The following is a 22,430-nucleotide window of genomic DNA, read 5'->3' on the forward strand; positions in this document are numbered from 1 at the left end:
CGGCGACAGGAGTGAGGAGAGCGGTCATCCGGCGAGAAGAGCGCGCTGCCTCCGAGCTGTTCGAGGCCGTGTACCCGCGGCTCGCGGGCTGGTGCCGCCGGCTGGTGGACGACGACGGGACGGCGCACGAGATCGCCGCGGAGGCCTTCACCCGGCTGTGGGCGCGCTGGACCGCGGTCGAGGAGCCCAACGGCTTCCTCTATGTGACCGCGGCCAACCTCGTCCGCGACCACTGGCGCAGAATGGAGCGCGAGCGTCGCGCGCTGCGCCGGGTGAGGACCGAGCAGTCCGTACGCCCGCAGGAGGAGGCGGCCGACCCGTCCGTACGCCTGCTGGTTCAGTCGCTGCCCGAGCGGCTGCGCAATCCCGTCCTGCTGTACTACTACGCCGACTTGCCGGTCCGTGAGGTGGCCGCGCTGCTTGGCCGGAACGAGGGAACCGTGAAGGCCGACCTGCACGCGGCACGCGAACTGCTCCGCGCCCGAATCAGGGGACACCATGACTGGATTTCCTGACCCCCGGGGGGACGCACCGGACGGCGACGGCGCCGCGCCGGCGGAGCCGCTGCTGCGGCAGCCGCCGGGGTATCTGGACGCGCCGCCTGGTGCGTTCGCGCAGATCCGGCGGCGGGCGGCGCGGCGGCGCCGGGTGCGGGCGGCCGGCGGCGGGCTGGCGGCGGCCGTGGTGCTGACCGGGTCCGTGTACCTGGTCGGCGCGATGACCTCGCACGGCTCGGACGACGTGGTCAGCCCGCCCGCCAGCAACTCGCTGACCAGTGCGGCGACTTCTGCTCCCACGCCGACCCGGGGCACCGCCCCGACGCCGACCCCGGGCACGACGGCGCCGCCCGGCACGGGCACCCGCGGGCCGACGGCCACCGGCACCCCCACGCCGGACCCGGCCCCGACCCGGACCGGCCCGGCGAGCGGCAGCGGGGCGACGCCGATGTGCGCGACCTCGCAGCTGACCGCAGCGCTCGGCGGCGGCGACGCGGGAGCCGGCAGCCTCTTCCGCTATCTGGTGCTCACCAACCACAGCTCCACGGCCTGCCATCTCACCGGCTACCCGGGGCTGTCGATGCTGGACGCGGACGGCAGGCAGATCGGGGCGCCGGCCGACCGGCAGCCGATGGCGTACTCGGCGGTGGTGCTGCGGCCGGGCGGGTCGGTGAGCGACACCATCCACACCGTCAACCAGCAGGGCACCTGCCTGCCCGCGTCGGTGAAGCTGCGGATCTACCCGCCGGGCAACACCGCGTGGCTGGACTTCCCCGGGAGCGTCACCAACTGCGACAACCTCTTCACGGTGACGCCGTTCGCAGCCGGGCGCACGGGCAACCCGCCGTCATGACCTGCCGCCGTCGGCAGGTCGCCACTCGCCGGGTCACCACTCGTCGGGGCCGCCCGGCAGGTCGAGCAGTGCCAGGTCGGGCGGTACGAGGGTGGTGGACAGCAGGAGTTCGCGCAGCAGGTGGTCGTTGAGGGTGTTGCCGACGGGTTCGCCGACCTCCTCGCGGGTCAGGAAGGGGACGCCGTCCCTGGACAGCCGGGTGCGTACCGCACTGACCACGTGCTCGACCTTCTTGTGCCCCCAGTTCGCGGCGGGCTGCAGGCGGGCCAGGTGGGCGGCGGTGTCCTGCCAGGTCAGCGGCTGCGGGCGCAGTTCGTGGAGCAGGTAGCGGCGGCCGAGGACGACCAGGACGAGGCGTTCCTGCTCGCTGAGCAGCCAGGTGCGCGGCGGCAGTGTGATGTCCTCGGGCCGCGGGGTAGGGGCGGCGCCGTCCTGGTCGGTGACGTAGACCTCCAGCAGGTGCTCGCGGTGCCGTGAGCCGCGGACGAACAGCGGGGTGTAGCCGGCCTCCAGCGGCAGCGCCTCCTCGCCGGTGAACAGCAGCCGCCCGCGGGCCAGCCGGATCGGCAGCCGGCCGTGGTTGCTGATCCACCACTGGCCGCCGCGGTGGGTCAGGGTGCCCTGGTGGCGGCTGACCAGCGGGTCGTCCTCGCCGAGGCAGACGTGCACGGCCGGGCGGTTGCGGCCGAAGAGGACCTCGCGGCCGGGGCCCGGGCCGAGCCGCATGCCGCCGGTGAGGGCGAGCGCGAAGACGGTGCCCGCGACGGGGGCGGAGACCCCTCGGGCGAGGCTGCCGTGGGTGCCGGGGAGCCGCTGCCCGCCCGGCAGCCCTGCGGTGCCGGCGGTGTCTGTCGTCATGGCTGCTTCCTCGTCGGGGGCGGTGCGGAGCGCGGGCGCGCCCGCTCAGCGGCCGGGCAGCCGTGCCGCGGCCGCCGTGCCCAACTGCTCGGCTGTGTCGCAGAGTTTCCCCACCGCGCCGCTTCCCGACACCGTCAGCTCGACGAGTTCCTCGACGTGCTGCCCGGTGATGTCGGTGAAGTCGCGGTTGACCAGCCGCAGAGTGCAGGTGCCCCGGTCCTCGTACTCGGGGCTGACGAAGCCCTTGGCGCCGCCGAGCCGGACGGGAGTGCCGTCGCTGGTGTCCAGCGGCGGGGAGTTGCGGTCGAAGACCAGGTCGATCCCGCTGTCGCCGTCGGAACTGCCCCAGTGGCAGCCCCAGTTGCCGAAGTCCCGGTCGGGGTCGTCGGCGTGGACGCCGCCCGGGACCGCGCCGATGGCCGCGGGCGTGAGCAGGGAGCAGGCGTCGGCGGTGGCGAGCGAGGCGGGGACGGCGGCGGACGGGCGGCGCGGTACGGTCCCGGCGCGCAGCACGGTCACCGCGTGGTCGGTGGCGGCGTCGGCCATGGCGCACAGGTCGGGTCCACTGTCGCCGGTGAGCCGGGCCATGATCTGGATGTGGTTGCCGTCGTCGAGTTGCAGGGTGCGGTCGCACTCGTCGCCGTCGAGGGGTTCGGACGCCACCGTCACGTTGCCGGTCCTGCGGGTGGGGATGTGCGAGCCGGCCTCGACGTCCTTGCCGAGCAGGGTGGCGGCAACGTCCACGGCCGGGTCCTGCCGGGGCGGTCCCACCAGGACGTCGCAGCGGTCGAAGTTGCCGTAGTCGGTGACCAGGTCGGTGCTGCCGAAGCGGGCCAGCGGTGCGGTGGCCAGCACCGAGCAGGGGTCGGCGCTGCGGGGGTCGCCGAGCGCGCTGCGGGCGGGGGACGCGGGGGCGGTCGGCGCGGAGGTGGTGGCGCCGGCGCCGGGCCTGGCGCGGGTGGCGGAACTGCCGGACCGGGCCTGGGCCGGTGACCCGTCGTCCCAGGGGCTCAGGGACAGCAGGACGGCGGCTGCCGCGGCGGCGAGCACCAGCGCCCCCAGCGCGGCCCGGGTACGGCGCCCGCCCCACCGGCCGGGCGGGCCGAGCGGCGGCAGGCCGCGGCGCCGGCCGAGGTCGGCGCCCTCGTTGTGCAGCCGGCGTACCGCCTCCGACGGCGGGGCGACCTCCGCCATCAGGTCGCGGGTCTCGGCGGCGGCGGGCCTGCTGCCGGGGTCGACCCGCAGCAGTGCGGTCAGCGGCCCGGTGAGCCGGCCGGCCTGCCGGGGCGGTTCGATGTGGCCGTCCCTGGCCCGCCCGATGTAGGCGAGCGGGCTCTCGGCCTCGCCGTAGGGCACCCGGCCCTCGACGGCGGCGAAGAGCGCGGCGCCCAGCGAGAACTGGTCGGACTGCCGGCTCGCGGGTTCGCCTTTGGCCACCTCGGGGGCCAGGTAGCGGGGTTTGCCGGGCACACCGCCGCTGAGGCTGTCGCGGGTGTCGTCGCTCCACAGGGCGCGTGAGATGCCGAAGTCGGCGAGCTTGGCGATGCCGTCGTCGGTGACGAGGATGTTCTCCGGCGTCACGTCGCCGTGCACGACGCCCTTGGCGTGGGCGGTCGCGAGCGCGTCGGCGATCTGCCAGCCGATCACGGCGGCCTGCTCGGGGCTCAGCGGTCCGTCGTCGGCGACGACGGCGGCGAGGCTGCGGGAGCGGACGTACTCCATGACCAGCCAGCTCTGGCCGCCGTCCTCGATGTGGTCGAAGACCGCGACGATGTGCGGGTGGTGCAGGCGGGCGGCGTTGCGGGCCTCGCTGCGCAGCCGGCCTGTGGCCCTCGCGTCGTCGATGCGGGCGCACTTGAGGGCGACGGTGCGGTCCAGTTCGCGGTCGTAGGCCCGCCAGACGACGCCCATGCCGCCGGCGCCTATGCGTTCTCGCAGCAGATAGCGCCCGGCTACTTCGTCACCGATCTCCGCCGTTCCCCGCACCGCGCCGCTCCATTGCACAGATCACGCCTCGTGCCCGCTCCAGCGCAAGGAGCGTACTGCACCCGGCCTGCCCCGGCCGCCACTTGCACCTCTCCGTCACCGGGGCTGCGGCCCGTTCCGGGACCGGTCCCGGGCGGCCGGCCGTACGGTCCGCTGGTCCGCGGCGACGGCACGGGAAGGAGCGGGCGCGATGGGTCAGGGGCAGGAGTCCGCCGCCCGGCGGCCGCTGCTGCGCGAGGGCGGCACGGTGGGCGCCGGCTACCTGGTGGAGCGCTATCTCGGGCAGGGCGCCTACGCGGAGGTCTACCGGGTGCGGCACCCCTATCTGGGGCGGCAGGCGATGAAGGTCTTCCGGCAGGTCGCCGACCGCGCCGCGGTGGACGCGCTGCTGGCCGAGGCGGTGCTGCTGTCCCGGCTCGGGCACCCCAACATCGTGCGGGTCTTCGACGCGGGCACCACGCCCACCGCAACGGGTGAACGCGCCTACTTCACCATGGAGTACGTCGCCGGCGGCACCCTGGCGCGCTTCATGGACGGGTGGCTGGAGCGTACGGGCCACGTGCCGGTCGCGGCGGCCGAATGCGTGCTGCGCCAGGTCAGCTCGGGGCTCGCGCTCGCGCATGCCGCGCGGCCGCCGATCGTGCACCGCGACATCACCCCGCACAACATCCTGGTGGGTCTGGACGGCGACGGCGCGCAGCCGATCCGGGCCAGGCTCGGCGACTTCGGCCTGGCCACCCGCACCGACCCGCGTACCGGACTGGCCGGCGCCCAGGGGGTGCCGGCGTTCACACCGCCCGAGACGCTGCTGGGCTTCCGCGGTGACTCGCGCAGCGGCGACGTGTGGGCGCTGGGTGTCGTCGGCTACCTGCTGCTGACCGGGCGGCTGCCCTACCCGCGGGGCCTGGCCGGCTGGATGACCGGCTCGCACCGCCGCGCGCCCCCTCCGTCGCCCGGCGAGCTGAACCCGGACGTGGACCCGGAGTTGGAGCGGATCGTGCTGGAAGCGCTGGCCGTGGACCGCGAACTGCGCACTCCGGACGCGGGGGTGCTCGCCGGGCGGTTCGAGCGGCGGGCGGAGCGGCTGCGCGGCGGCCGGCACGTACCGGGGACCGGGAGCGGCGGATCAGGGACGAGCGGCGGCACGGATGAGGGAGCAGGGCGGCGATGAGCAGGGCGGACGGTGCGCGATGACGGCGCCTGGGGACGAGTTGGCACCGGTGCTGGCCAGGATCTCGGGTACGGACCTCTACCGGGGCAACGCCTTCGTGGTCACGGGCCTGCCCGCGGACGCGACACCCGCGGCGGTGCGCAGGACCCGCGAGGAGGCGCTGCTGATGAGCAGGCTCGGCGCTCCTGCGGCGGGCGCGGCGGCGCGGACGGCCGCGCCGGACGGCGAGGAGGCGCTGCGGGCGGCGTACGAGACGCTGCGCGACCCGGTGGCGCGCCTCGTCCACGAACTGCTGTGGCCGCAGGGGCGCTCGGAGCCGGCGTGGAGCGGCGCCGAGCAGCACGCGCAGGCCGCGCGCGAGCACCGCGAGGCGGTGGAGGGCGAGGCGGCGGGGCCGTACGAGCCGGGGTCCGCGGAGGCCGCGCGGCTGGATGCGCTGTGGACGGCGTCGCTTGCCGGGTGGGCGTCGGTGCTCGCCGGCCACGGCCTGTGGGACCACGCCAAGCGGCGGGTGGCCGAGATCGGCGACCCGCGGCTGACGACCGGGACGGTGCGGCGGCTGCGGGACCGGCTGCCGCGCCATCTGGCGTCGGTGACCGCGGAGTTGGCGCTGCGCGAGGTGGTGCGGGGCAGGCCAGCGGGGGCCGGGCGGCTGGTGGCGCTGCTGCACGCCTCGCCGCTGCCCGAGCGGGCGGTGGCCGACGCGCTGCGCGAGGTGGTGCGGCCCGCCGAGACGGCGCTGCGCGCCGCGTGCACGGCCGCGCGCGAGGCGGTTAGCGCCGAGGAGGGGGACGGCGGCCCCGCGGCGGCGGCGCTGCTGGAGCGGATCGGCGAACCGCTGGGGGTGGTGCGCACCGTCCTGGGCGCGGACGCCGCCCTGACCTCGGCTTTGGAGGAGGAGATCGCCTCGGCGCTCAACCAGTGCGCGGTCGGCGAATTCCACGCGACCGGGCGGGTCAGGGCGCCGCTGGGCGTGCTGGCCGCGGCCGCCGGATATGCGCATGTGCAGCGCACCAGGGACCTCATCGAGCGCAATGTCGACGTCGTCTCGCACAGCAGGAACGCCGCGCCCACCGGCCCGTCGGACGACCTGCCGCCGAGACTGCGGGAGATGTGCGTCGAGGGCAAGGTGGAGCGGCCCGCGGCCTTCCTGCGGGCGATGGCCGCACGGGTGGCGGCCAGGGACAAGGAGCTGGGCAGGCAGCTGCTCGCCCTGGCCACCGACCGCAGGAGCGTGGCCGCACCCGTCACCCGGCAGCCCTTCACCGGGCGCCTGCTCGGCTGCGGTGTGCACGCCCTGCGAGCCGGCGCGCCGAACCCGGAGGGCCTGGTCTGGGTCACCCATGTGCTGACCCTGTGCTGGCTGCCGCTGCTGCCGCTGGCGGCCTACGTGCGGGACGACTCGGGGGTGCGCGCCAAGGTGCCGCTGACCGGGCGGGCCCGCTGGACGCGGCGGTGGACGGTGCTGATGGTGCCGGTCGTGGTGCTGCTGCTGACGGTGGGCGTGCCGGCCGCCGCGGTGGCGGTGCCCGCCCTGTGGTTCGGCTACGGCGTCTTCCTGAGCAAGGTCCGCGAGGAGCGGGTCCGCATGTGGTCGCGCTGGGACCGGGGGCGGCACCGGTGAGCCGGGCGGAGCGGCTGCGCGGGCACCTGCGGCAGCGCCGCCAGTCGGCCGAGTTCCGCATCGCCGACGACTACCCGCCGGCCGGGCTGCTGCCGGCGCCCGTACCGGAGCCCGAGCCGCCCGCGGTACCGGAGCCGCGGGCAGCAGCGGCGGCGCAGGCCTCGGACGCCGACCTCGCGGACCTGGCGACGCAGCTGTGGCGGCTGGGCAGGAAGCTCGCCGAGCCGCCGCCGGACGACCGGGGTCCCGGTGGGGCCGCGGCCCGCCGCAAGGAGTCCCGCCATCTGCGGGCAGCGCAGGACGCGCTGGGCAAGGCCGGGGTGCGGGCGGAGGACCACGACGGGACCGAGTTCGACATCGGCCTGACCCTCGACGTGCTGGCGTACCAGCCGGTCCCGGGCGCGACCCGGGAGACCGTGCACGAAACCGTACGGCCCTCGGTCTACCGGGACGGCCGCCGTATCCAGATGGGCCAGGTCATCGTGGCCCAGCCGGAAGGAGAGCAGGACCTGTGACCCCGCAGAACACGACCCGCGAGACCGTCGACTTCGGCATCGACCTGGGCACCACCAACAGCGCCATCGCCGCCTCGACGGGGGCGGGCGCCGACATCGTGCGCAACAACCTGCGCGACGAGTACACACCGTCCGCGGTGCACATCAACCGGTCGGGGACGGTCGTCGTCGGCAAGCGCGCCAGGGCGCGGCTCGACGTCGACCCGGCCAACACGCACGCCGAATTCAAACTGCAGATGGGCCTGCGGGACGCGGTGCGCGAGTTCGCCGGCTCCGGACGCACCATGACGCCCGAGCAGTTGTCGGCCGAGGTGCTCAAGTCGGTGCGCGCCGACGTGCGCAGCGCGCTCGGCGAGGAGATCGGGGCGGCCGTCATCACCGTGCCCGCGGCCTTCGAACTCGACCAGTGCGAGGCGACCCGGCGGGCGGCGAAGCTGGCCGGCCTGGACTTCGCCCCGCTGCTGCAGGAGCCGACCGCGGCCGCGTGGGCGTACAGCGCGGCGGCCTGCGATGTGCCGTCCCGCGGCTTCTGGCTGGTCTACGACCTGGGCGGCGGCACCTTCGACGCGTCGGTGATCCAGATCGAGGACGGCGAGTTCGGCGTCGTCAACCACGCGGGCGACAACTTCCTCGGCGGCAAGCTGATCGACTGGATGCTGGTCGACGACCTGCTGATCCCCGCGGCGCGCACCGAGGACGGCATGGCCTCGCTCGACCGGGCCGACCCGCGGCAGGCGGGCAACATCGCCAAGCTCAAGCAGGCCGCCGAGGACGCGAAGATCGAGCTGTCGCACTCCCCCGCCGCCGAGATCGACGTCCAACTCACCGGTGAGCGCGGCGAGTCGGTGGCCTTCGTGCACGAGATCGCCAGGGCGGACCTGGAGCGGCTCGCGATGCCGCTCTACCGGCGCTCGGTGGAGCTGTGCCGGCGGGCGCTCGCCGAGAAGGGGCTCGCGCCCGCCGACATCGAACGGGTCCTGCTGGTGGGCGGCGCCACGCTCGCACCCGCGCTGCGCGAGCTGCTCGCCGACCCGGCGGAGGGCCTGGGCATCCGGCTCGACCACAGCCTCGACCCGGTCACGGTGGTGGCCCGCGGGGCGGCGGTCTTCGCGCGCACCCAGCGGCTGCCGCAGTCGTTCCTCGACGCTTCGGCGCAGGCCGGCGACGTGCTGCTGGACTTCGCGCACAAACCCACGGGCCGGAGCAGCGACCCGCTGGTGGGCGGCACGGCACGCACCGCGGACGGCAGCCCGCGGGACTGGACCGGCTGCACGGTCGAGTTCGTGGACGACGCGGATGGCCGCCCGCAGTGGCGCAGCGGCCAGGTGCCGCTGGGGGCGGACGGCAGCTTCGCCACCCGGCTCAAGGCGCGCGGTGCGCACAACTCGTACGCGATCGAGTTCCGCACCGCCCAGGGCTCCTTCCAGCCGACCAGGCCCGACCGCACGGTCTACCAGCAGCTGGCGCTCGTCGGCGGTGACGCGACCATGAGCCACTCGGTCGGGGTGTGGGTCGAGGGCAACGAGGTCGCGTGGATCCTGCGCAAGGGCACAGAACTCCCCGCCAGCGGGCGGCTGGTGCTGGAGTCGACAGTGGATGTGCGGCGCGGCGGGCGGCAGGGCCTGATCCGGGTGCCCATCGTGCAGGGCGAGCGCGCCCGCGGCGACCGCAACCCGGTCGTCGGGCAGCTGGACATCAGCCCGGAGGAGATCTCCCGGGACGTGCCGCTGGGCAGCGAGATCGAGGTCACCGTGGAGATCGACCAGAGCTTCCGCACCCGGGTCGACGCGTACATCCCCATCCTGGACGAGGAGTTCGAGATCGACGTCGAACTGGCCAGGGACGCGCCCGACGTCGCGGAACTGCGCCGGCAGAGCCGGGCGGTGGCCGCGCAGTACGCCACCTTGCGCAACCGGGCCGGCAGGTCGGACGCCGGGCGCGCGACCGAACTGCTCGACGGCTTCGACCAGGACGGCGGCATCGGCGGGATCGACCGCGAACTGGAGTCCGCGGGCGTCGACCCGGACGGCGCCGCCGTCGTCCAGGAGCGGCTGCGGCAGGCCGAGACGGCACTGGACGAGGCGGAGGAGGCACTGAAACTGCCGCAGCTGGTACGGGCGGCCGGCGATGTGCGCAGCTGGGTGCGCGACGCGGTGGACGAACACGGCGACGCCGCCGCCAGGGGCGAACTGGCCGAGGCGGAGCGCCAGTTGGACGCGGCGATCGAGACCGGCGACCCGACGCTGGTCGAGCACGCGACGGACGCGGTGCGCGGGGTGGGGCTGCGGGTGCTGGACTCCGCGGACCAGCTGCCGGTGCTGCGCTTCGCCTCGCTGAAGGAGACCTTCTCCGGCAGCACGGAGCCCCGGGTGGTCCGGCTGCTCCAGGAGGGCGCGGCGGCGCTGGCGGCAGACGACATCTCCCGGCTGCGGTCGGTCGTCATCGACCTGGGCCGCCTGGTGCCCTTCAGCGGGTCCCGCAGCGACACCCCGGCCGACACCACCGTGCGGCGGCAGCGGTGACCACCTCTCAGAGCCGCGTCGCCGGGCCGCGCAGGGGGCAGCCCGGCGACGCACCCCGCCCGGCGCGTGCGGCAGAGCCCGGCCAGGTGCTGGCGGTGGCGGCGCGGGCCGCGCGCGGCGGGCGGTACGGCGAGGCGCGGATGCTGCTGGACACGCTCGGGGGCAGCGGGTCCGCCGATCCCGCGGTGCTCGACCTGCTGGCGCGGATCCACGCCCAGCGCGGCGAACTGGCCGCGGCGGACGCCCTGTGGGCGCGCGTCGAGGAGGGCGACCCGCGGCCGGCCGCGGCGACCGCGGCGGGGGCGGGGCGGCGGCGGATCGCCGCCGTGCTGGCTGGGCGGGCGCGGCCGTCGGCCGGGCGGCGGGCCGCCGCGGCGGCCGTGGTGGCAGCCGCCGCGGGTGCGGCGGTCGCCGGCGCCCTGCTGCCGCGCACGCACGCCGACCCCGACCGGGTCACCGGCACCGACCTGGCGGCGGTACGGGACGGGCAGGCGACGCTCGCCGGGCGGCTGGAGGCGCTCGGCACCCGGGTGGACAGCGGGCTCAGCGGCCTGGCCTCCGCCGCGGCGCCGCAGCCCTCCCCCGTGACGCCGTCCCCCGCCGCCCCGCCTCCCCCGGACATCGGCGGGCCGGGGCGCACGGTCTCACGGCAGGGCGACGCCCTGGTCGTCGTCTTCGACCAGGGCCTCTTCGGGCGCGACGCCCGGCTGACGGCCGCGGGCGCGGCGGCCCTGGACGACCTCGGGCGGCGGTTGCGGCGGGCGGGCGTGAGCGGGCCGCTGGTGGTCACCGGGCACACCGACGACCGGCCGCTGCCGCGCGGCGCCGCGGTCACCGACCGGATCACGCTGGGCTTCGCCCGCGCCCAGGCGGCGGCCGGGCACCTGGCGGCGGCGGCCGGCATCCCGCCGGCCGCGGTCGGCATCCGCAGCACCGGCACACTGCACCCGCCCTACCCCGACGACTCGGCGGCCGACCGCGCCCGCAACAACACGGTCACCGTCCTGGTCGGCACCCCGTGACGGCGCCGGGCCGGCGGACCCCCGGGAGGGGGGTTCCGCCGGCCCGGTTCTGCCCGGTCGCGGACGCGGTGGCGGTGGTGGGGGGAAGCCGCTCGGGCCGGCGGCAGGGCCGCCGCGCCCGCCGCGCGGGCCGTCCTGAGGCACCTTCACAATCGCTTGCTGGGATGTCACCTGAGCAGGAGATGCCTGATCAGCGCCCATCCAGGAAGCGCTTACCGGCCATGCGGAAGGTCACAGCCGCCCCGCGCCCGCACCGCCGTCCACGATGTGCGGGACGGCCCGCGGGTCGTCGACGCGGGTGCGCAGCGTCGGCGTCCAGCCCGCGCCCTGGGCGATGGGAGTGGCGGGGTTGGCGGCGTTGAAGGCGCCGAGCAGGTCCGCGATGCGGCCGTTGACGTAGTTGTGGTCCTCGGTCATCGCGGTGCCCTTCCAGTACGCGATGGTGCGGTCCGCGGTGACGCCGGCGGGCAGGGTGAAGGCGTTGCTCTCGGCGACCAGTTGGGACTGGAAACCGACGCCGAGGCTGTAGACGTAGTCGGCCGCGTCGGTGACCAGGTAGTGGTTGTTGTAGGTGTCGACCTGGCCGAAGCGGACCCGCGGGGCGCGCTCGCCGATGGCCTTGAAGAGGTTGTGGTGCAAGGTGATGCGCAGCTTGCCCGCGTCGGTGGCGGCGGCGCCGTCGCTGTTGCCGAACAGCAGCGTCTTGTCGTGGTCGGTGAAGGCGTTCCAGGAGGCGGTGACGTAGTCGGCGCCCTTGACGACGTCGAGTTCGCCGTCGTGCTGCTGGTAGATCCGCCCGAAGTAGAAGGGCTGGTCGGCGTCGGGGCGGCGGCCGTCGGTGAAGGTGTTGTGGTCGACCCAGACGTGGGTGGAGCCGGTGACGACGAGGTTGTCGTACTCGGAGTTCCAGTTGCCGGTGGCGCCGTCGGTGGGGTCCCACTGCGGGAAGCAGTCGAAGGCGTCCTCGAAGGCGAGGTTGCGGACGATGACGTTGTCCGAGCCGCTGACCTGGAGGTCGAGGCCCAGCAGCTTGGGGTTGCGGCCGACGCCGACGATGGTGGTGTTGGAGCCGACCTTCAGCTCGACCCGGGCGGCCTGCTTGGCCGCGGACGCGGCCCTTGCGTCCTCCTGGGGTCCTGCCGGCACCTCGTCCATGCCCCACACGGCCGGGTCGTAGGCGGCCAGGTAGGCGTCCAGGCTGTAGCCGTCGGTGGCGTAGTCGTCGCAGGACAGCGGGGCGCCGGTGTCGTCGGCATTGCCGTCGACGGTCCCGGAGACCTGGATGATCTTGGGGGTGGCGCTGCCGTTGTCCAGGGCGGCGGCCAGTTCTGCGCGGTTGGTGACGGTGAAGACATGGGCGGCGTCGGCGGCTGCGCCGCCGGTGGTGCCCGCGCCCTGCGAGGCCCAGCCGTCACCGGCCGGCAGCGCCTGCCGGGCGTAGTGCGGCAGCTTCTGGCCGGTCCCGCAGTGCGCGGGTGCGGCGGCGAGCATCAGGGGGGCTGCGGAGACCAGGACGGCGATCATCGGGACATGGCTCTTGCGCACTGCGGCTCCCAGTGGGGGGTGGCGGAGATGTCGGGGTGGGAAAGGGGGGCGGCGGGGGCCGGCGCTCGGGGGGCCGGCCCCCGCCGTGGGGTCATTTCTTGTTGTGCTGGGCGAAGTCCGCCTGGGCGTCGTTGAGTTTGCCGGCCAGCTCGTCGGCGAACTCCTTGGCGGTCATCTTGCCGAGCAGGACCTTCTGGAAGTCGGGCTCGGTGTCGGCCTTCGTGATGGTGTTCCAGTCCGGCAGGTAGTACGGGAACTGGACGATCTTCGTCTTGGGGTCGTTGAGCGAGTCCATGGCCACCTTGGTGGGCTTGGACTCGTTGATCCACTGGTCCTTTTCCGCACCGGTGTTGGCCGGGATGGACGCGGCCGACTGGCTCCACAGGCTGTTCATCGGCGCGGACGCGGCGAACTCGATGAACTTCCAGGCGGCGGCCTTGTTCTTGCCGGACTTGAACAGCCCGAGCCCGTCGACGGGGTTGGAGACGATGGTCCGCACCCCGCCGTCCTGCGAGGGCGGCAGGGGGATGCCGTCGACCTTGTCCTTGCCCAGCGCCTTGACGTGGTCGTTGTACGAGCCGAGGTTGTGCTGCAGCATGCCGACGTTGCCGTGGTCGAACTCGGCGACCATGTTGACGAAGTCGTTGTTGAGGTCCGCCTCGGGGGTGGCCTTCTTGTACAGGCCGACGTACTTCTCCAACGCCGCGATGTTCTTCGGGTCGTTGACGGTGGTCTTGTCGCCGTCCCAGAAGCTCTCGATGCCGGACTGGGCGTACATCATCTCCAGGGCCTGGGCGATCGAGCCCTTGCCGCCGCGGATGGTGAAGCCGAACTTGTTGTCCGAGGCCGCGGTGAGCTTGTCGGCCGCCGCGTAGAAGGCCGACCAGGTGGTGGGCGGCTGCAGGCCGGCCGCGCTGAACAGGTCGGTGCGGTACCAGATGGTGCCCTGGTTGGCGGAGGTGGGAACCTCGTACATCTCCTTGCCCTGGCCGCCCGCCGCCTGGACGCTGGTGACCATGCCGGTGACGAGCTTGCCCTTGAGGTCGCTGCCGTCGATCCGGTCGCCCACCGGCTCCAGCGCGTTCTGCGCCACCATGTTGGCCAGGTAGGCCGTACCGACCCCGCCGACGTCGGGCAGCCCGCCGCCGGCTATCGCCGTGTCGTACTTCTTCTGCACGTCGGCGATCGGGATGCCGACGTACTCGACCTGGATGTCGGGGTACTTCTTCTCGAACGCGGCGATGATCTGCTTCCAGACGTCGGTGCGGACACCGCCGTTGTTGTCCCAGAAGACGATCTTCCCCTTGCCGCTGCCCTCGCCGCCGGAGTCACCGCTGCCGGAGTCACCGCAGGCGGTGGCGGTCAGGGCGAGTGCGGCGACGAGGGCGATGCCGGCGGCCGGCCGGGCTCTGCGCTGTCTGTGCTGCGGTTGTGACATGGCGGCTCTTTCGGTTGTCGGGATCATCGGGTGGTACGGGCGGCGAGCGCGGCTGCTTCGTCGGGTCCGAGGCGGCCGTCGGCGACGGCGGTGACGACCCGCCGGGCGAGGGTGCCGCCGGCGGGTACGGTCAGCGGGGTGTCCCAGGCCAGGGCGGACCCGACACCGGGGTATTCGCGGGTCCTGACGAACCAGGGGTCGGCGGCGCGCAGCACGAGGGTCCAGCGCTCGCCGGCCAGCGCGAGCCAGTCGGCCCGGGTGCCGTGCACGGCGTCCTCGCCCGCGGCGCCCGCGGTGAAGACGTGCGGGGCCGCCTCGGCGCGGGGTGCGCGCCAGAAGAAGCCGCCGTAACCGGCGCCGGGGCGGCCGTTGGTGGCGGGGCTGCCGATACGCAGCGGCTCCGCGGTGGTGTTGGCCAGGGTGAAGGCGAGGTCCAGCTCCCAGGCGGTGTCGGAGATCTGACGTATCGTCAGCTGCCGTTGCTCCTGGAGCAGTTCGGCGCCGCCCGCGATCCAGGACAGTTCCTCGGTGAAGCCGTCGCCGCCCTGCCGGGTGAAGCGCAGATGGCGCTGCTCGCCATGGTTGTCCAGCTCGGTCGGTCCCTGGCCGCGCACATAGGTCCTGCCGCCCCAGAAGTTGCGCCCGGCGACGTCGGGCACCGCGATGCCCGCACCCAGGTGGTGCAGGTGGTCGGCGGGCATCAGCTCGGTGACGGCGGCGCCGCCCAGGGTGGTCAGCGGGTGCAGGTAGGGGCGCGGGGACAGCCGCCCGTCCAGGTCCGGCCGGTGGACGTAGCGGCCGACCGTGCGGTCGCCGCAGCGCAGCGGCATTCCGGCGCTCACCGGTGCGCCGCCGTCCGGCGGGCGGACACCGTCCAGGGGGCGCCGAGGTCGGTGAAGGACACCAGTCGCTCGGCGGCCTCGGCGACCAGGTCGTCCACGCCGTCGACCACCCGGCGGTGGGAGCGCTCCCCCTCGACGGTGTACCAGAGGGACCCGGGGACCGGCTGCGGGTCGGCGGCGGTGCGTACGGCCTCGACGACCCGCATGAAGGCGCCGGTGGCCTGCGGCGGCACCAGCAGGGGGGTGCCGTCGGCGCGGTGCGCGAGCAGGTTCTCCAGCAGGTCGGTGCGGCCGTGCACCCGCTCCTCGGGGCCGTGTCCGGCGCGCTGGAGCAGCACCCGGTCCTGCTTGTACCACAGGGTGATCCGGCCGCGGCTGCCGTGCACCACGACGTAGGGCTCCGCCGCCTCGGCCGCGCACAAGGTGGCGGCCACCACGATCCTGGTGCCGCGTGCGGTGCGGATGCGCACGCACGAGGTGTCGTCGGACTCGATGTCGTGGGCGCGGAAGAGTTCGGTGCCGATCTCGGCGACGTCCTGCTCGCGGCTGCTGCCGTCCAGGTGCAGGGCGGTGGCCACCGCGTGCGCGAGCGGGTTGGTCAGCACGCCGTCGACCACGTCGGTGCCGGCGAGGCGGCGGCGCCCGGACCAGGCGGCGCGGGTGAAGTAGTGCTCCTCGCGTACCCAGTTGCCGGCCGCGCCGATGCCGCGCAGCTCGCCGATGGCGCCGTCCTCGACGAGCGCGAGCACCGAGGCGACGGCGTGCGAGCCGAGCGACTGGAAGCCGATCTGGCAGGCGCTTCCGGTGTCCTGCAACCCGCCGACCAGCCGCCGGTATTCGGCAAGGGACGGCGCGGGCGGTTTCTCCAGCAGGACGTCGGCGCCGCGGGCCGCGGCGGTCAGTGCGAGGTCGGTGTGGGTGTGGATCGGGGTGCAGACGATGACGGCCTGGGCCGCGGTCCGCTCGACCAGTTCCCCGAGGTCGGCGCCCTGTTCCGGGCGGCCGAGCCGGGTCAGCGCCGCGGCCTCCAGCGGCTGGACGTCGCACACCCCGGCCAGCCGTACGATGCCGCGGGCCGCCAGCCGGCGCAGGTTGGCCAGGTGCCAGTGGCCGTGGCCGCGCCCGCCGGCCAGGACGACCCGCACCGGTTCGCGGCGGCCGGTGCTCCCTGCGGTGCCCCGGCTCAGCGCGTTCGTGGTGTTCATGCCCGTCACCCCTTCACCGCACCGGCGCTGAAGCCGGTGATCAGCCACTTCTGGATGAAGGCGAAGACGACCACCACGGGCACCGCCGCGATGACACCGCCTGCCGCCAGGGCGCCCAGGTCGACGCTGTCGGCGCCGATCAGGGTGTTCAGGCCGACCGGGATGGTCTGCTTGTCCTGCTCGCTGAGGAACATCAGCGCGAACAGGAAGTGGTTCCAGCTGTGCACGAAGGCGAAGGAGCCCACCGCGACGAGCCCGGGCCGCAGCATCGGCAGCACGACCGCGAAGAAGGCCCGCAGCCTTGAGCAGCCGTCGACCCAGGCGGCCTCCTCCAGCGCCTCGGGTATGCCGCGGATGAACCCGCTCAGCAAGATGACCGACAGCGGGAGTTGGAAGACGGTCTCCGAGATCACCACGCTCCACAGCGAGTTGATCAGCTGCAGGTGCCGGAAGATCTGGAAGAGCGGCACGAGCATCAGTGCGCCGGGCACGAACTGCGAGCACAGCAGGGCGATCAGGAAGGCGGTCCTGCCCTTGAAGCGGAAGCGGGCCAGGGCGTATCCGCCGCTGAGGGCGACGACGGTGGTCAGGACCAGCGTGGCGACGCCGACCAGCATGCTGTTCTGGAAGAAGATCCCGAAGGACCGGTCGTTCCAGACCTTGTCGAAGTGCGCGCCGGTGGCCGGCCACGGCACCAGCGAGGTCGAGCCGTCGGGGCGCACCGCGAAGAGCAGCATCCAGTAGAAGGGCACGAGCGTGAACAGCAGGTACAGCCCGAGCGGCAGGTAGATCTGCCAGCGCGGCGGTCCGTCGGTGGGGCCGCGTCCGCGGCGCCTGCGGCCGGGCCTGGGGACGGCGGCGGACGGTATCAGTGCGCCTTCCTCGACGAGTGCGGCGGTCATGCGCGATCGCCTCCGAATTTGCTCAGTCGCAGGTAGAGGACGGAGAAGAACAGCAGGATCACGAAGGCGACGGTGGTCAGCGCGGACGCGTAGCCGAAGTCGTGCCCGTCGAGGCCGGTGTTGGCCACGTACAGCGGCAGCGTGGTGGTCTGGCCCGCGGGGCCGCCGCCGGTGAGGGTGTAGAGCAGGTCGACGTTGTTGAACTCCCAGACCGCGCGCAGCAGCGTGGACAGCACGATGGCGTCCTTCAGGTGCGGCAGGGTGATGTGGAACAGCTGCCGCAGCCGGCTCGCGCCGTCCACCGAGGCCGCCTCGTACAGGTCCTTGGGGATCGACTGGAGGTCGGCGAGCAGCAGGATCGCGAAGAAGGGGACCCCGCGCCACAGTTCGGCGAGCACCGCGGCCCAGAAGACGGTGTGCGGGTCGGACAGCAGCGAGTGGCCGTAGGAGCCGATCCCGGCGTCGGCGAGGTAACGGGTCATGCCCGTCGAGGGGTTGTAGAGCAGCATCCAGATGGTGGTGGTCAGCACCCCCGAGACCGCCCACGGCGAGAAGACCAGCGCGCGGGACATGCCGCGGCCGACGAAGGTCTGGTTGACCAGCAGCGCCAGCGCCAGGCCGATGACCAGCTGCAGCCCGATCTCCACCACGACCCAGCGCAGGCTGAAGTCGAGGCTGTGCCAGAACCGCGGGTCGTCGGTGAAGATCCTGGTGAAGTTGGACATGCCCGCGAACCCGTTGCGCCAGGGCTTGGTGACGTTGTAGTCCTGCAGGCTGTAGTAGAGGACGCTGATCATCGGGTAGGCGATGAAGCCCAGCATCAGCAGGGCTGCCGGGGCTATCAGCAGATACGGCAGGCGCCGGGTGCGCCGGCTGCGGTTGTTGGCTGGTTGCTTCGCCACGGCGATGGCCATGACCGGGGGCTCCTTCGCTACGGAGGGCGTGTGCCGGGGGGTCGGGTCGCCCGGACGGACGGGTGGGCGGCCTTGGGTCAGCCCGCGTAGGGTTCCGGGACCTGGCCGGGTGCGGCCAGAAAGCGGAAGTCGCAGCCGGTGTCGGCCTGGGTGATCTGCTCCTGGTACAGGGCGCCGTAGCCGCGCCCGTAGCGGGCCGGCGGCGCCTGCAACTCGGCCCTGCGGCGGTCGAGTTCGGCGTCGGGGACGTCCAGGCTCAGGGTGCGGGCCGGCACGTCGAGGGTGATGGGGTCGCCGGTGCGGACCAGCGCGAGCGGGCCGCCGACGTAGGACTCGGGTGCCACGTGCAGGACGCAGGCGCCGTAACTGGTGCCGCTCATCCGGGCGTCGGAGATCCTGACCATGTCGCGGACCCCCTGCTTGAGCAGGTGGTCGGGGATCGGGAGCATGCCGTACTCGGGCATGCCGGGGCCGCCGAGCGGGCCGGAGTTGCGCAGCACCAGCACGCTGTCCGCGGTGATCCCGAGGCCCGGGTCGTTGACGGTGGCCTGCAGGGTCTTGTAGTCGTCGAAGACGACCGCGGGCCCGGTGTGGGTGAGCAGGTCCTGCTCGGCCGCGATGTGCTTGATGACCGCGCCGTCCGGGCAGAGGTTGCCGCGCAGCACCGCGATCCCGCCTTCGCCGGCGAGCGCGTCGCCGGCGCTGCGGATGACGTCGTCGTCGTGCACGGCGGCGCCGGCCAACTGCTCGCGCAGGGTGGTGTGCCCGACGGTGGGCCGGTCCAGGTGCAGCAGTCCGGTGATCCTGGACAGCAGTCCCGGCAGGCCGCCGGCGAAGTGGAAGTCCTCCATCAGGTACCGGCCGCCGGGGCGTACGTTGGCGAGCACCGGGACCGTACGGGCCAGCCGGTCGAAGTCGTCCAGGGTGAGCCGGACGCCGGAGCGGCCCGCCATCGCGATCAGGTGGATCACGGCGTTGGTGGAGCCGCCGAGTGCCAGCACGGTGGTGACCGCGTCCTCGTACGCCTCGCGGGTCAGGATCGCCGACGGCCTCAGGTCGCGCAGCACCAGCTCGACGATGCGGGCGCCGCCGGCCGCGGCCATCCGCTCGTGGGCGGAGTCCACCGCGGGGATCGAGGACGCGCCGGGCATCGTCATGCCCAGCGCCTCGGCCGCGGCGGTCAGCGTGGAGGCGGTGCCCATCGTCATGCAGTGGCCTGCGGAGCGGGCAAGACCGCTCTCCAGTTCGGCCATCTCGCAGTCGCCGATCAGGCCCGCGCGCTTGTCGTCCCAGTACTTCCACATGTCGGTGCCCGAACCCAGCACCTGGTCGCGCCAGTGCCCGGGCAGCATCGGCCCGGCGGGCACGAAGACCGCGGGCAGGTCGGCGCTGGCGGCGCCCATCAGCAGCGCGGGCGTGGTCTTGTCGCAGCCGCCGAGCAGCACCGCGCCGTCCACCGGGTAGGAGCGCAGCAGCTCCTCGGCCTCCATCGCCAGCAGGTTGCGGTAGAGCATCGGGGTGGGCTTCTGGAAGGTCTCGGAGAGGGTGGCGACCGGGAACTCCAGCGGGAAGCCGCCGGCCTGCCACACCCCGCGCTTGACGGCCTGGGCGCGCTCGCGCAGGTGGCTGTGGCAGGGATTGATGTCCGACCAGGTGTTCAGCACCGCGATCACCGGCTTGCCGAGGTGCTCCTGCGGCAGGTAGCCGAGCTGCCGGGTCCTGGCCCGGTGGCTGAAGGCGCGCAGCCCGTCGCCTTCGTACCAGCGGCTGCTGCGCAGCACCGGGCGGCCGCTCTCGTCCTCGCCGGTCACAGTCCCCAGCCCTCCACCGCCGCGGCGACCTCGGCCCGCCGGGCCTGCGGCAGCGCGCTGCTGGGCGGCCGCACCTCGCGGCGGCACAGGCCGAGGGCCGCGAGCGCCTCCTTGACCACGGTCACGTTGTCCGCGGACTGCCGGGCCGCGCGCAGGTCCTCGAAGGCGCGGATCTGCTCCCAGACCTTCATCGCGGCCGGGTAGTCGCCGGCTCGCAGCGCGGCGAGCATGTCCAGCGAGATCCGCGGGGCGACGTTGGCCAGGCCTGAGGTGAAGCCGCTGGCGCCGGCCGCGAAGTAGGCGGGCGCGTACAGCTCGGCAAGTCCCGCCAGCCAGACGAAGCGGTCGAGGCCCGCGTCCCTGGCGAAGGCCGCGAAGCGGGCGGCGTCCGGCACCGCGTACTTCACGCCGATCACGTTGGGGCAGCTCTCGCCGAGTTCCGCCAGCCAGCTGCCGTCCAGCAGCGGGTTGCGGATGTACGGGACCACGCCTGTCTCCGGTACGGCCTCGGCGATGGCGCGGTGGTAGGCGACCCAGCCGTCCTGCGAGACGTACGGGTGCACGGGCTGGTGCACCATCACCATGTGCGCCCCGCAGTCGCGGGCGTGCTCGGCGGCGCCGATCGCCGACGGCAGGTCGTGGCCGACGCCGACGATCACGGTGGTGCCGCGCTGCGCGGTCTCGGCGAGGGTGTCCTGCACGACCACCTGCCGCTCCTGCGGGGTGAGCGCGTAGAACTCGCCGGTGTTGCCGTTCGGGGTGACGGTGCCGATGCCCCCGTCCAGCAGCCGGCGCAGCAGCAGCCGGTAGGCGGGTCTGTCGATGCCTCCGCCGGTGCCGAACGGGATCACCGGGATCGCCACCACACCGGCGAGTGCGGTCGTGAGCGCGGACCGGTCCATCAAAGGCCCTCCTGGTCGTCGGGGAACGCTCGGCGGACGAAGTCCGCGATGTGCGCGTGCAGCAGCCGGCCCGCCTCCTGCGCGTCGCCGGCCAGGGCGACCCGCAGGATCTCCTGGTGCTCGTGCGCCTCCCGCTCCCACGAGGGGTCGGCCGCCCAGGCGACGGTGGAGACGAGGGCCGCCTGGTCGCGGACCTCGTCGAGCATCCTGGCCAGCAGCGGATTGCCGCACGGCAGGTACAGGGCGCGGTGGAAGTCCCGGTTGGCCAGGCTCCGGTCGGCCCGGTCCTGCGCGTCCTCGGCCCGCTCCAGCGCCTCCTGCGCCGCGGCGAGCGAGGCGTCCAGGGTGATGGTCCTGCGCAGCGCCTCGGGTTCGAGCAGCAGGCGCACGTCGTAGACCTCACGGGCCATCGCGGCGTCCACGGTCCGCACGGTGACGCCCTTGTACTGGCTCATGACCACGAGCCCGGTCCCGGCCAGGGTCTTCAGCGCCTCGCGCACCGGGGTCTTGGACACCCCGAACTGTGCCGCCAGGTCCGCCTCGACCAGGGCCTGTCCCGGGCTGAGCTGCCCGGTGAGGATGCGGTGCTTGATCGCCTCCAGGACGTACTGCGTCCGGGAGGGGATCGGGGTGGGAGCGAAAGTCATGGGGTTCTCAGATCTCGCGTATGACGTCTCATATATGACGTACGAAGTACGACGCGATGAAGGTAGGGCCGCAGGGGGCGGGCGTCAATGCCCTGCGCGCGATCGCCCTGCGGCGGGCCGCAGCGGGCGGGCGCGCGCGAACGCCGCCGCCCCCGTCACCGCGGGGTGCGCGGGTGACGGGGGCGGCGGTCGGGTGCCAGGTGGTTCCGGCAGGTCAGCGGCAGTCGGGGTGGCCCCAGCCGTCGGCGTTCTTGGTGATCGGCTCGCCCGCGGCATAGGACCGGCCGCAGCGGCAGCGGCCGGGGTACTTCGCCTTCAGGGTGCGCGCCGCGCCGCCGCCGGAAGAGCCGGCCTTGGCGGAACCGGAGCCCGAACCCGAACCCGACGCCGGGCCTGGACCCGAGCCTGACGCGCGGGGCGCCTTGCGTACGGTGTCGGGCGTACGCGGCGGCAGCGGCGAGCCCAGGGCGCTGCCCGCGGGCTCCTGGACGACGGCGGCGTGGCTGGCGGCGCGGTCCGCGAAGTCGTTGAGCCGGTCGCCGTCCACCTGGTGCGCGGGCACGTAGCGGAAGTCCACCGAACGGCCGGTCAGCAGCGTGTCGATCCGCACCACCAGTTCCTGGTTGGCCACCGGTTTGCCGGCCGCGGTCTTCCAGCCCTTGCGCTTCCAGCCGGGCAGCCAGGTCGTGACGGCCTTCATCGCGTACTGCGAGTCCATCCGGATCTCCAGCGCGACCTCCGCGTCCACGGCGCTCAGCAGCCGCTCCAGCGCGGTCAGTTCCGCGACGTTGTTGGTCGCTGTGCCCAGCGGACCGGCCTCCCAGCGGACCGGCTCGCCCCGGTCGTCCGCGATGACCCAGGCCCATGCGGCCGGCCCCGGATTGCCCTTCGATGCGCCGTCACACGCGGCGATGATGCGTTCACCCACGCCCCCGAGCATGCCAGCAGACCCCCTCGTGAAGCACATCGCCCCCCGCCGCCGTCGCCGGCGCTCCGCATGCGGGGACGCCGGACGTCGCCGAGCATGGGTACCGACAGGACCACCCCTGTGGCGAGAGGGCGCCGGATGGGCAAGGGAGCAGACGGTCCGGGGCTGCGCGGGGAACCGCCGGCCGGGTCCGAGCCTGTCGCGCCGGGGGCCGGATCCGAGCCTGTCGCGCCGGGCGCCGGGGGCGG

General features: G+C 74.0%; 19 protein-coding genes. 7 read left to right on the plus strand and 12 right to left on the minus strand.

Features of this window, described 5'->3' with window-relative positions; translation table 11 throughout:
• Positions 1-26: 26 nt before the first annotated feature.
• Positions 27-515 (plus strand): RNA polymerase sigma factor, encoded by a 489-nt coding sequence (locus JT723_RS14925; protein ID WP_372441311.1) that lies wholly within the window; start codon positions 27-29, stop codon positions 513-515.
• The gene (locus JT723_RS14930; protein ID WP_205045083.1) at positions 499-1,350 is read left to right on the plus strand and encodes a DUF4232 domain-containing protein; all 852 of its coding nucleotides are present in this window, start codon (positions 499-501) and stop codon (positions 1,348-1,350) included. Before JT723_RS14925 ends, JT723_RS14930 begins: the two co-directional genes overlap by 17 nt.
• Before the next feature lie 33 nt (positions 1,351-1,383).
• Here JT723_RS14930 and JT723_RS14935 read toward each other — a convergent pair whose 3' ends face one another.
• Entirely contained in the window at positions 1,384-2,208 is an 825-nt protein-coding gene (locus JT723_RS14935) for an FHA domain-containing protein (protein ID WP_205045084.1), read from the minus strand.
• Between the two features lie 45 nt (positions 2,209-2,253).
• Entirely contained in the window at positions 2,254-4,194 is a 1,941-nt protein-coding gene (locus JT723_RS14940) for a serine/threonine-protein kinase (protein ID WP_205045085.1), read from the minus strand.
• A gap of 190 nt (positions 4,195-4,384) precedes the next feature.
• Here JT723_RS14940 and JT723_RS14945 point away from each other — a divergent pair, with 190 nt between their 5' ends.
• The 5 genes from JT723_RS14945 to JT723_RS14965 are packed head-to-tail and all read left to right on the plus strand — an operon-like array spanning position 4,385 to position 11,048.
• The gene (locus tag JT723_RS14945; protein ID WP_205045086.1) at positions 4,385-5,365 is read left to right on the plus strand and encodes a serine/threonine-protein kinase; all 981 of its coding nucleotides are present in this window, start codon (positions 4,385-4,387) and stop codon (positions 5,363-5,365) included.
• Between the two features lie 19 nt (positions 5,366-5,384).
• Positions 5,385-6,989 carry a hypothetical protein gene (locus JT723_RS14950; RefSeq protein ID WP_205045087.1) on the plus strand — a complete coding sequence of 535 codons (1,605 nt, stop codon included), beginning with the start codon at positions 5,385-5,387 and terminating at the stop codon, positions 6,987-6,989.
• Positions 6,956-7,504: a hypothetical protein gene (locus JT723_RS14955; protein WP_205045088.1), complete on the plus strand. Its 549-nt coding sequence runs from the start codon at positions 6,956-6,958 to the stop codon at positions 7,502-7,504. Before JT723_RS14950 ends, JT723_RS14955 begins: the two co-directional genes overlap by 34 nt.
• Complete coding sequence (locus JT723_RS14960; RefSeq protein ID WP_205045089.1) at positions 7,501-10,026, plus strand: Hsp70 family protein; 2,526 nt, start codon at positions 7,501-7,503, stop codon at positions 10,024-10,026. The genes JT723_RS14955 and JT723_RS14960 overlap by 4 nt, the downstream gene beginning before the upstream one ends.
• Positions 10,023-11,048, plus strand: a complete 1,026-nt coding sequence (locus tag JT723_RS14965) for a hypothetical protein (protein WP_205045090.1) — start codon at positions 10,023-10,025, stop codon at positions 11,046-11,048. The genes JT723_RS14960 and JT723_RS14965 overlap by 4 nt, the downstream gene beginning before the upstream one ends.
• 231 nt (positions 11,049-11,279) lie before the next feature.
• Here JT723_RS14965 and JT723_RS14970 read toward each other — a convergent pair whose 3' ends face one another.
• From JT723_RS14970 to JT723_RS15015, 10 genes are all read right to left on the minus strand, one after another.
• Positions 11,280-12,572 (minus strand): pectate lyase family protein, encoded by a 1,293-nt coding sequence (locus JT723_RS14970; RefSeq protein WP_205045157.1) that lies wholly within the window; start codon positions 12,570-12,572, stop codon positions 11,280-11,282.
• Between the two features lie 112 nt (positions 12,573-12,684).
• Positions 12,685-14,031 carry an ABC transporter substrate-binding protein gene (locus JT723_RS14975; RefSeq protein ID WP_205045091.1) on the minus strand — a complete coding sequence of 449 codons (1,347 nt, stop codon included), beginning with the start codon at positions 14,029-14,031 and terminating at the stop codon, positions 12,685-12,687.
• A 23-nt stretch (positions 14,032-14,054) separates the two neighbouring features.
• Complete coding sequence (locus tag JT723_RS14980; RefSeq protein ID WP_205045158.1) at positions 14,055-14,861, minus strand: DUF6807 domain-containing protein; 807 nt, start codon at positions 14,859-14,861, stop codon at positions 14,055-14,057.
• Between the two features lie 8 nt (positions 14,862-14,869).
• Positions 14,870-16,078 (minus strand): Gfo/Idh/MocA family protein, encoded by a 1,209-nt coding sequence (locus tag JT723_RS14985; protein WP_205045092.1) that lies wholly within the window; start codon positions 16,076-16,078, stop codon positions 14,870-14,872.
• Between the two features lie 5 nt (positions 16,079-16,083).
• Entirely contained in the window at positions 16,084-16,980 is an 897-nt protein-coding gene (locus JT723_RS14990) for a carbohydrate ABC transporter permease (RefSeq protein ID WP_205045093.1), read from the minus strand.
• Positions 16,977-17,894, minus strand: a complete 918-nt coding sequence (locus tag JT723_RS14995; protein WP_205045094.1) for a carbohydrate ABC transporter permease — start codon at positions 17,892-17,894, stop codon at positions 16,977-16,979. Before JT723_RS14995 ends, JT723_RS14990 begins: the two co-directional genes overlap by 4 nt.
• A gap of 77 nt (positions 17,895-17,971) precedes the next feature.
• Complete coding sequence (gene araD, locus JT723_RS15000) at positions 17,972-19,705, minus strand: L-arabinonate dehydratase (RefSeq protein WP_205045095.1); 1,734 nt, start codon at positions 19,703-19,705, stop codon at positions 17,972-17,974.
• Positions 19,702-20,607 carry a dihydrodipicolinate synthase family protein gene (locus JT723_RS15005; protein WP_205045096.1) on the minus strand — a complete coding sequence of 302 codons (906 nt, stop codon included), beginning with the start codon at positions 20,605-20,607 and terminating at the stop codon, positions 19,702-19,704. The genes araD and JT723_RS15005 overlap by 4 nt, the downstream gene beginning before the upstream one ends.
• Positions 20,607-21,254: a GntR family transcriptional regulator gene (locus tag JT723_RS15010; RefSeq protein WP_205045097.1), complete on the minus strand. Its 648-nt coding sequence runs from the start codon at positions 21,252-21,254 to the stop codon at positions 20,607-20,609. The genes JT723_RS15005 and JT723_RS15010 overlap by 1 nt, the downstream gene beginning before the upstream one ends.
• 214 nt (positions 21,255-21,468) lie before the next feature.
• Positions 21,469-22,194: a ribonuclease H family protein gene (locus tag JT723_RS15015; protein WP_205045098.1), complete on the minus strand. Its 726-nt coding sequence runs from the start codon at positions 22,192-22,194 to the stop codon at positions 21,469-21,471.
• Positions 22,195-22,430: the final 236 nt, after the last annotated feature.

Source organism: Actinacidiphila bryophytorum (assembly GCF_016916835.1).
Classification (GTDB): domain Bacteria; phylum Actinomycetota; class Actinomycetes; order Streptomycetales; family Streptomycetaceae; genus Actinacidiphila; species Actinacidiphila bryophytorum.

What these genes read in the sequence shown, in the direction of transcription:
- JT723_RS14930 (WP_205045083.1), top strand. Translation starts at nt 499, where the DNA reads ATGACTGGATTTCCTGACCCCCGGGGGGACGCACCGGACGGCGACGGC.
- JT723_RS14945 (WP_205045086.1), top strand. Translation starts at nt 4,385, where the DNA reads ATGGGTCAGGGGCAGGAGTCCGCCGCCCGGCGGCCGCTGCTGCGCGAG.
- JT723_RS14970 (WP_205045157.1), bottom strand. Translation starts at nt 12,572, where the DNA reads ATGATCGCCGTCCTGGTCTCCGCAGCCCCCCTGATGCTCGCCGCCGCA.
- JT723_RS14985 (WP_205045092.1), bottom strand. Translation starts at nt 16,078, where the DNA reads ATGAACACCACGAACGCGCTGAGCCGGGGCACCGCAGGGAGCACCGGC.
- JT723_RS14980 (WP_205045158.1), bottom strand. Translation starts at nt 14,861, where the DNA reads ATGCCGCTGCGCTGCGGCGACCGCACGGTCGGCCGCTACGTCCACCGG.
- JT723_RS14995 (WP_205045094.1), bottom strand. Translation starts at nt 17,894, where the DNA reads ATGGCCATCGCCGTGGCGAAGCAACCAGCCAACAACCGCAGCCGGCGC.
- JT723_RS15015 (WP_205045098.1), bottom strand. Translation starts at nt 22,194, where the DNA reads ATGCTCGGGGGCGTGGGTGAACGCATCATCGCCGCGTGTGACGGCGCA.
- JT723_RS14990 (WP_205045093.1), bottom strand. Translation starts at nt 16,980, where the DNA reads ATGACCGCCGCACTCGTCGAGGAAGGCGCACTGATACCGTCCGCCGCC.
- JT723_RS14935 (WP_205045084.1), bottom strand. Translation starts at nt 2,208, where the DNA reads ATGACGACAGACACCGCCGGCACCGCAGGGCTGCCGGGCGGGCAGCGG.
- JT723_RS14975 (WP_205045091.1), bottom strand. Translation starts at nt 14,031, where the DNA reads ATGTCACAACCGCAGCACAGACAGCGCAGAGCCCGGCCGGCCGCCGGC.
- JT723_RS15005 (WP_205045096.1), bottom strand. Translation starts at nt 20,607, where the DNA reads ATGGACCGGTCCGCGCTCACGACCGCACTCGCCGGTGTGGTGGCGATC.
- JT723_RS14950 (WP_205045087.1), top strand. Translation starts at nt 5,385, where the DNA reads ATGACGGCGCCTGGGGACGAGTTGGCACCGGTGCTGGCCAGGATCTCG.
- JT723_RS15010 (WP_205045097.1), bottom strand. Translation starts at nt 21,254, where the DNA reads ATGACTTTCGCTCCCACCCCGATCCCCTCCCGGACGCAGTACGTCCTG.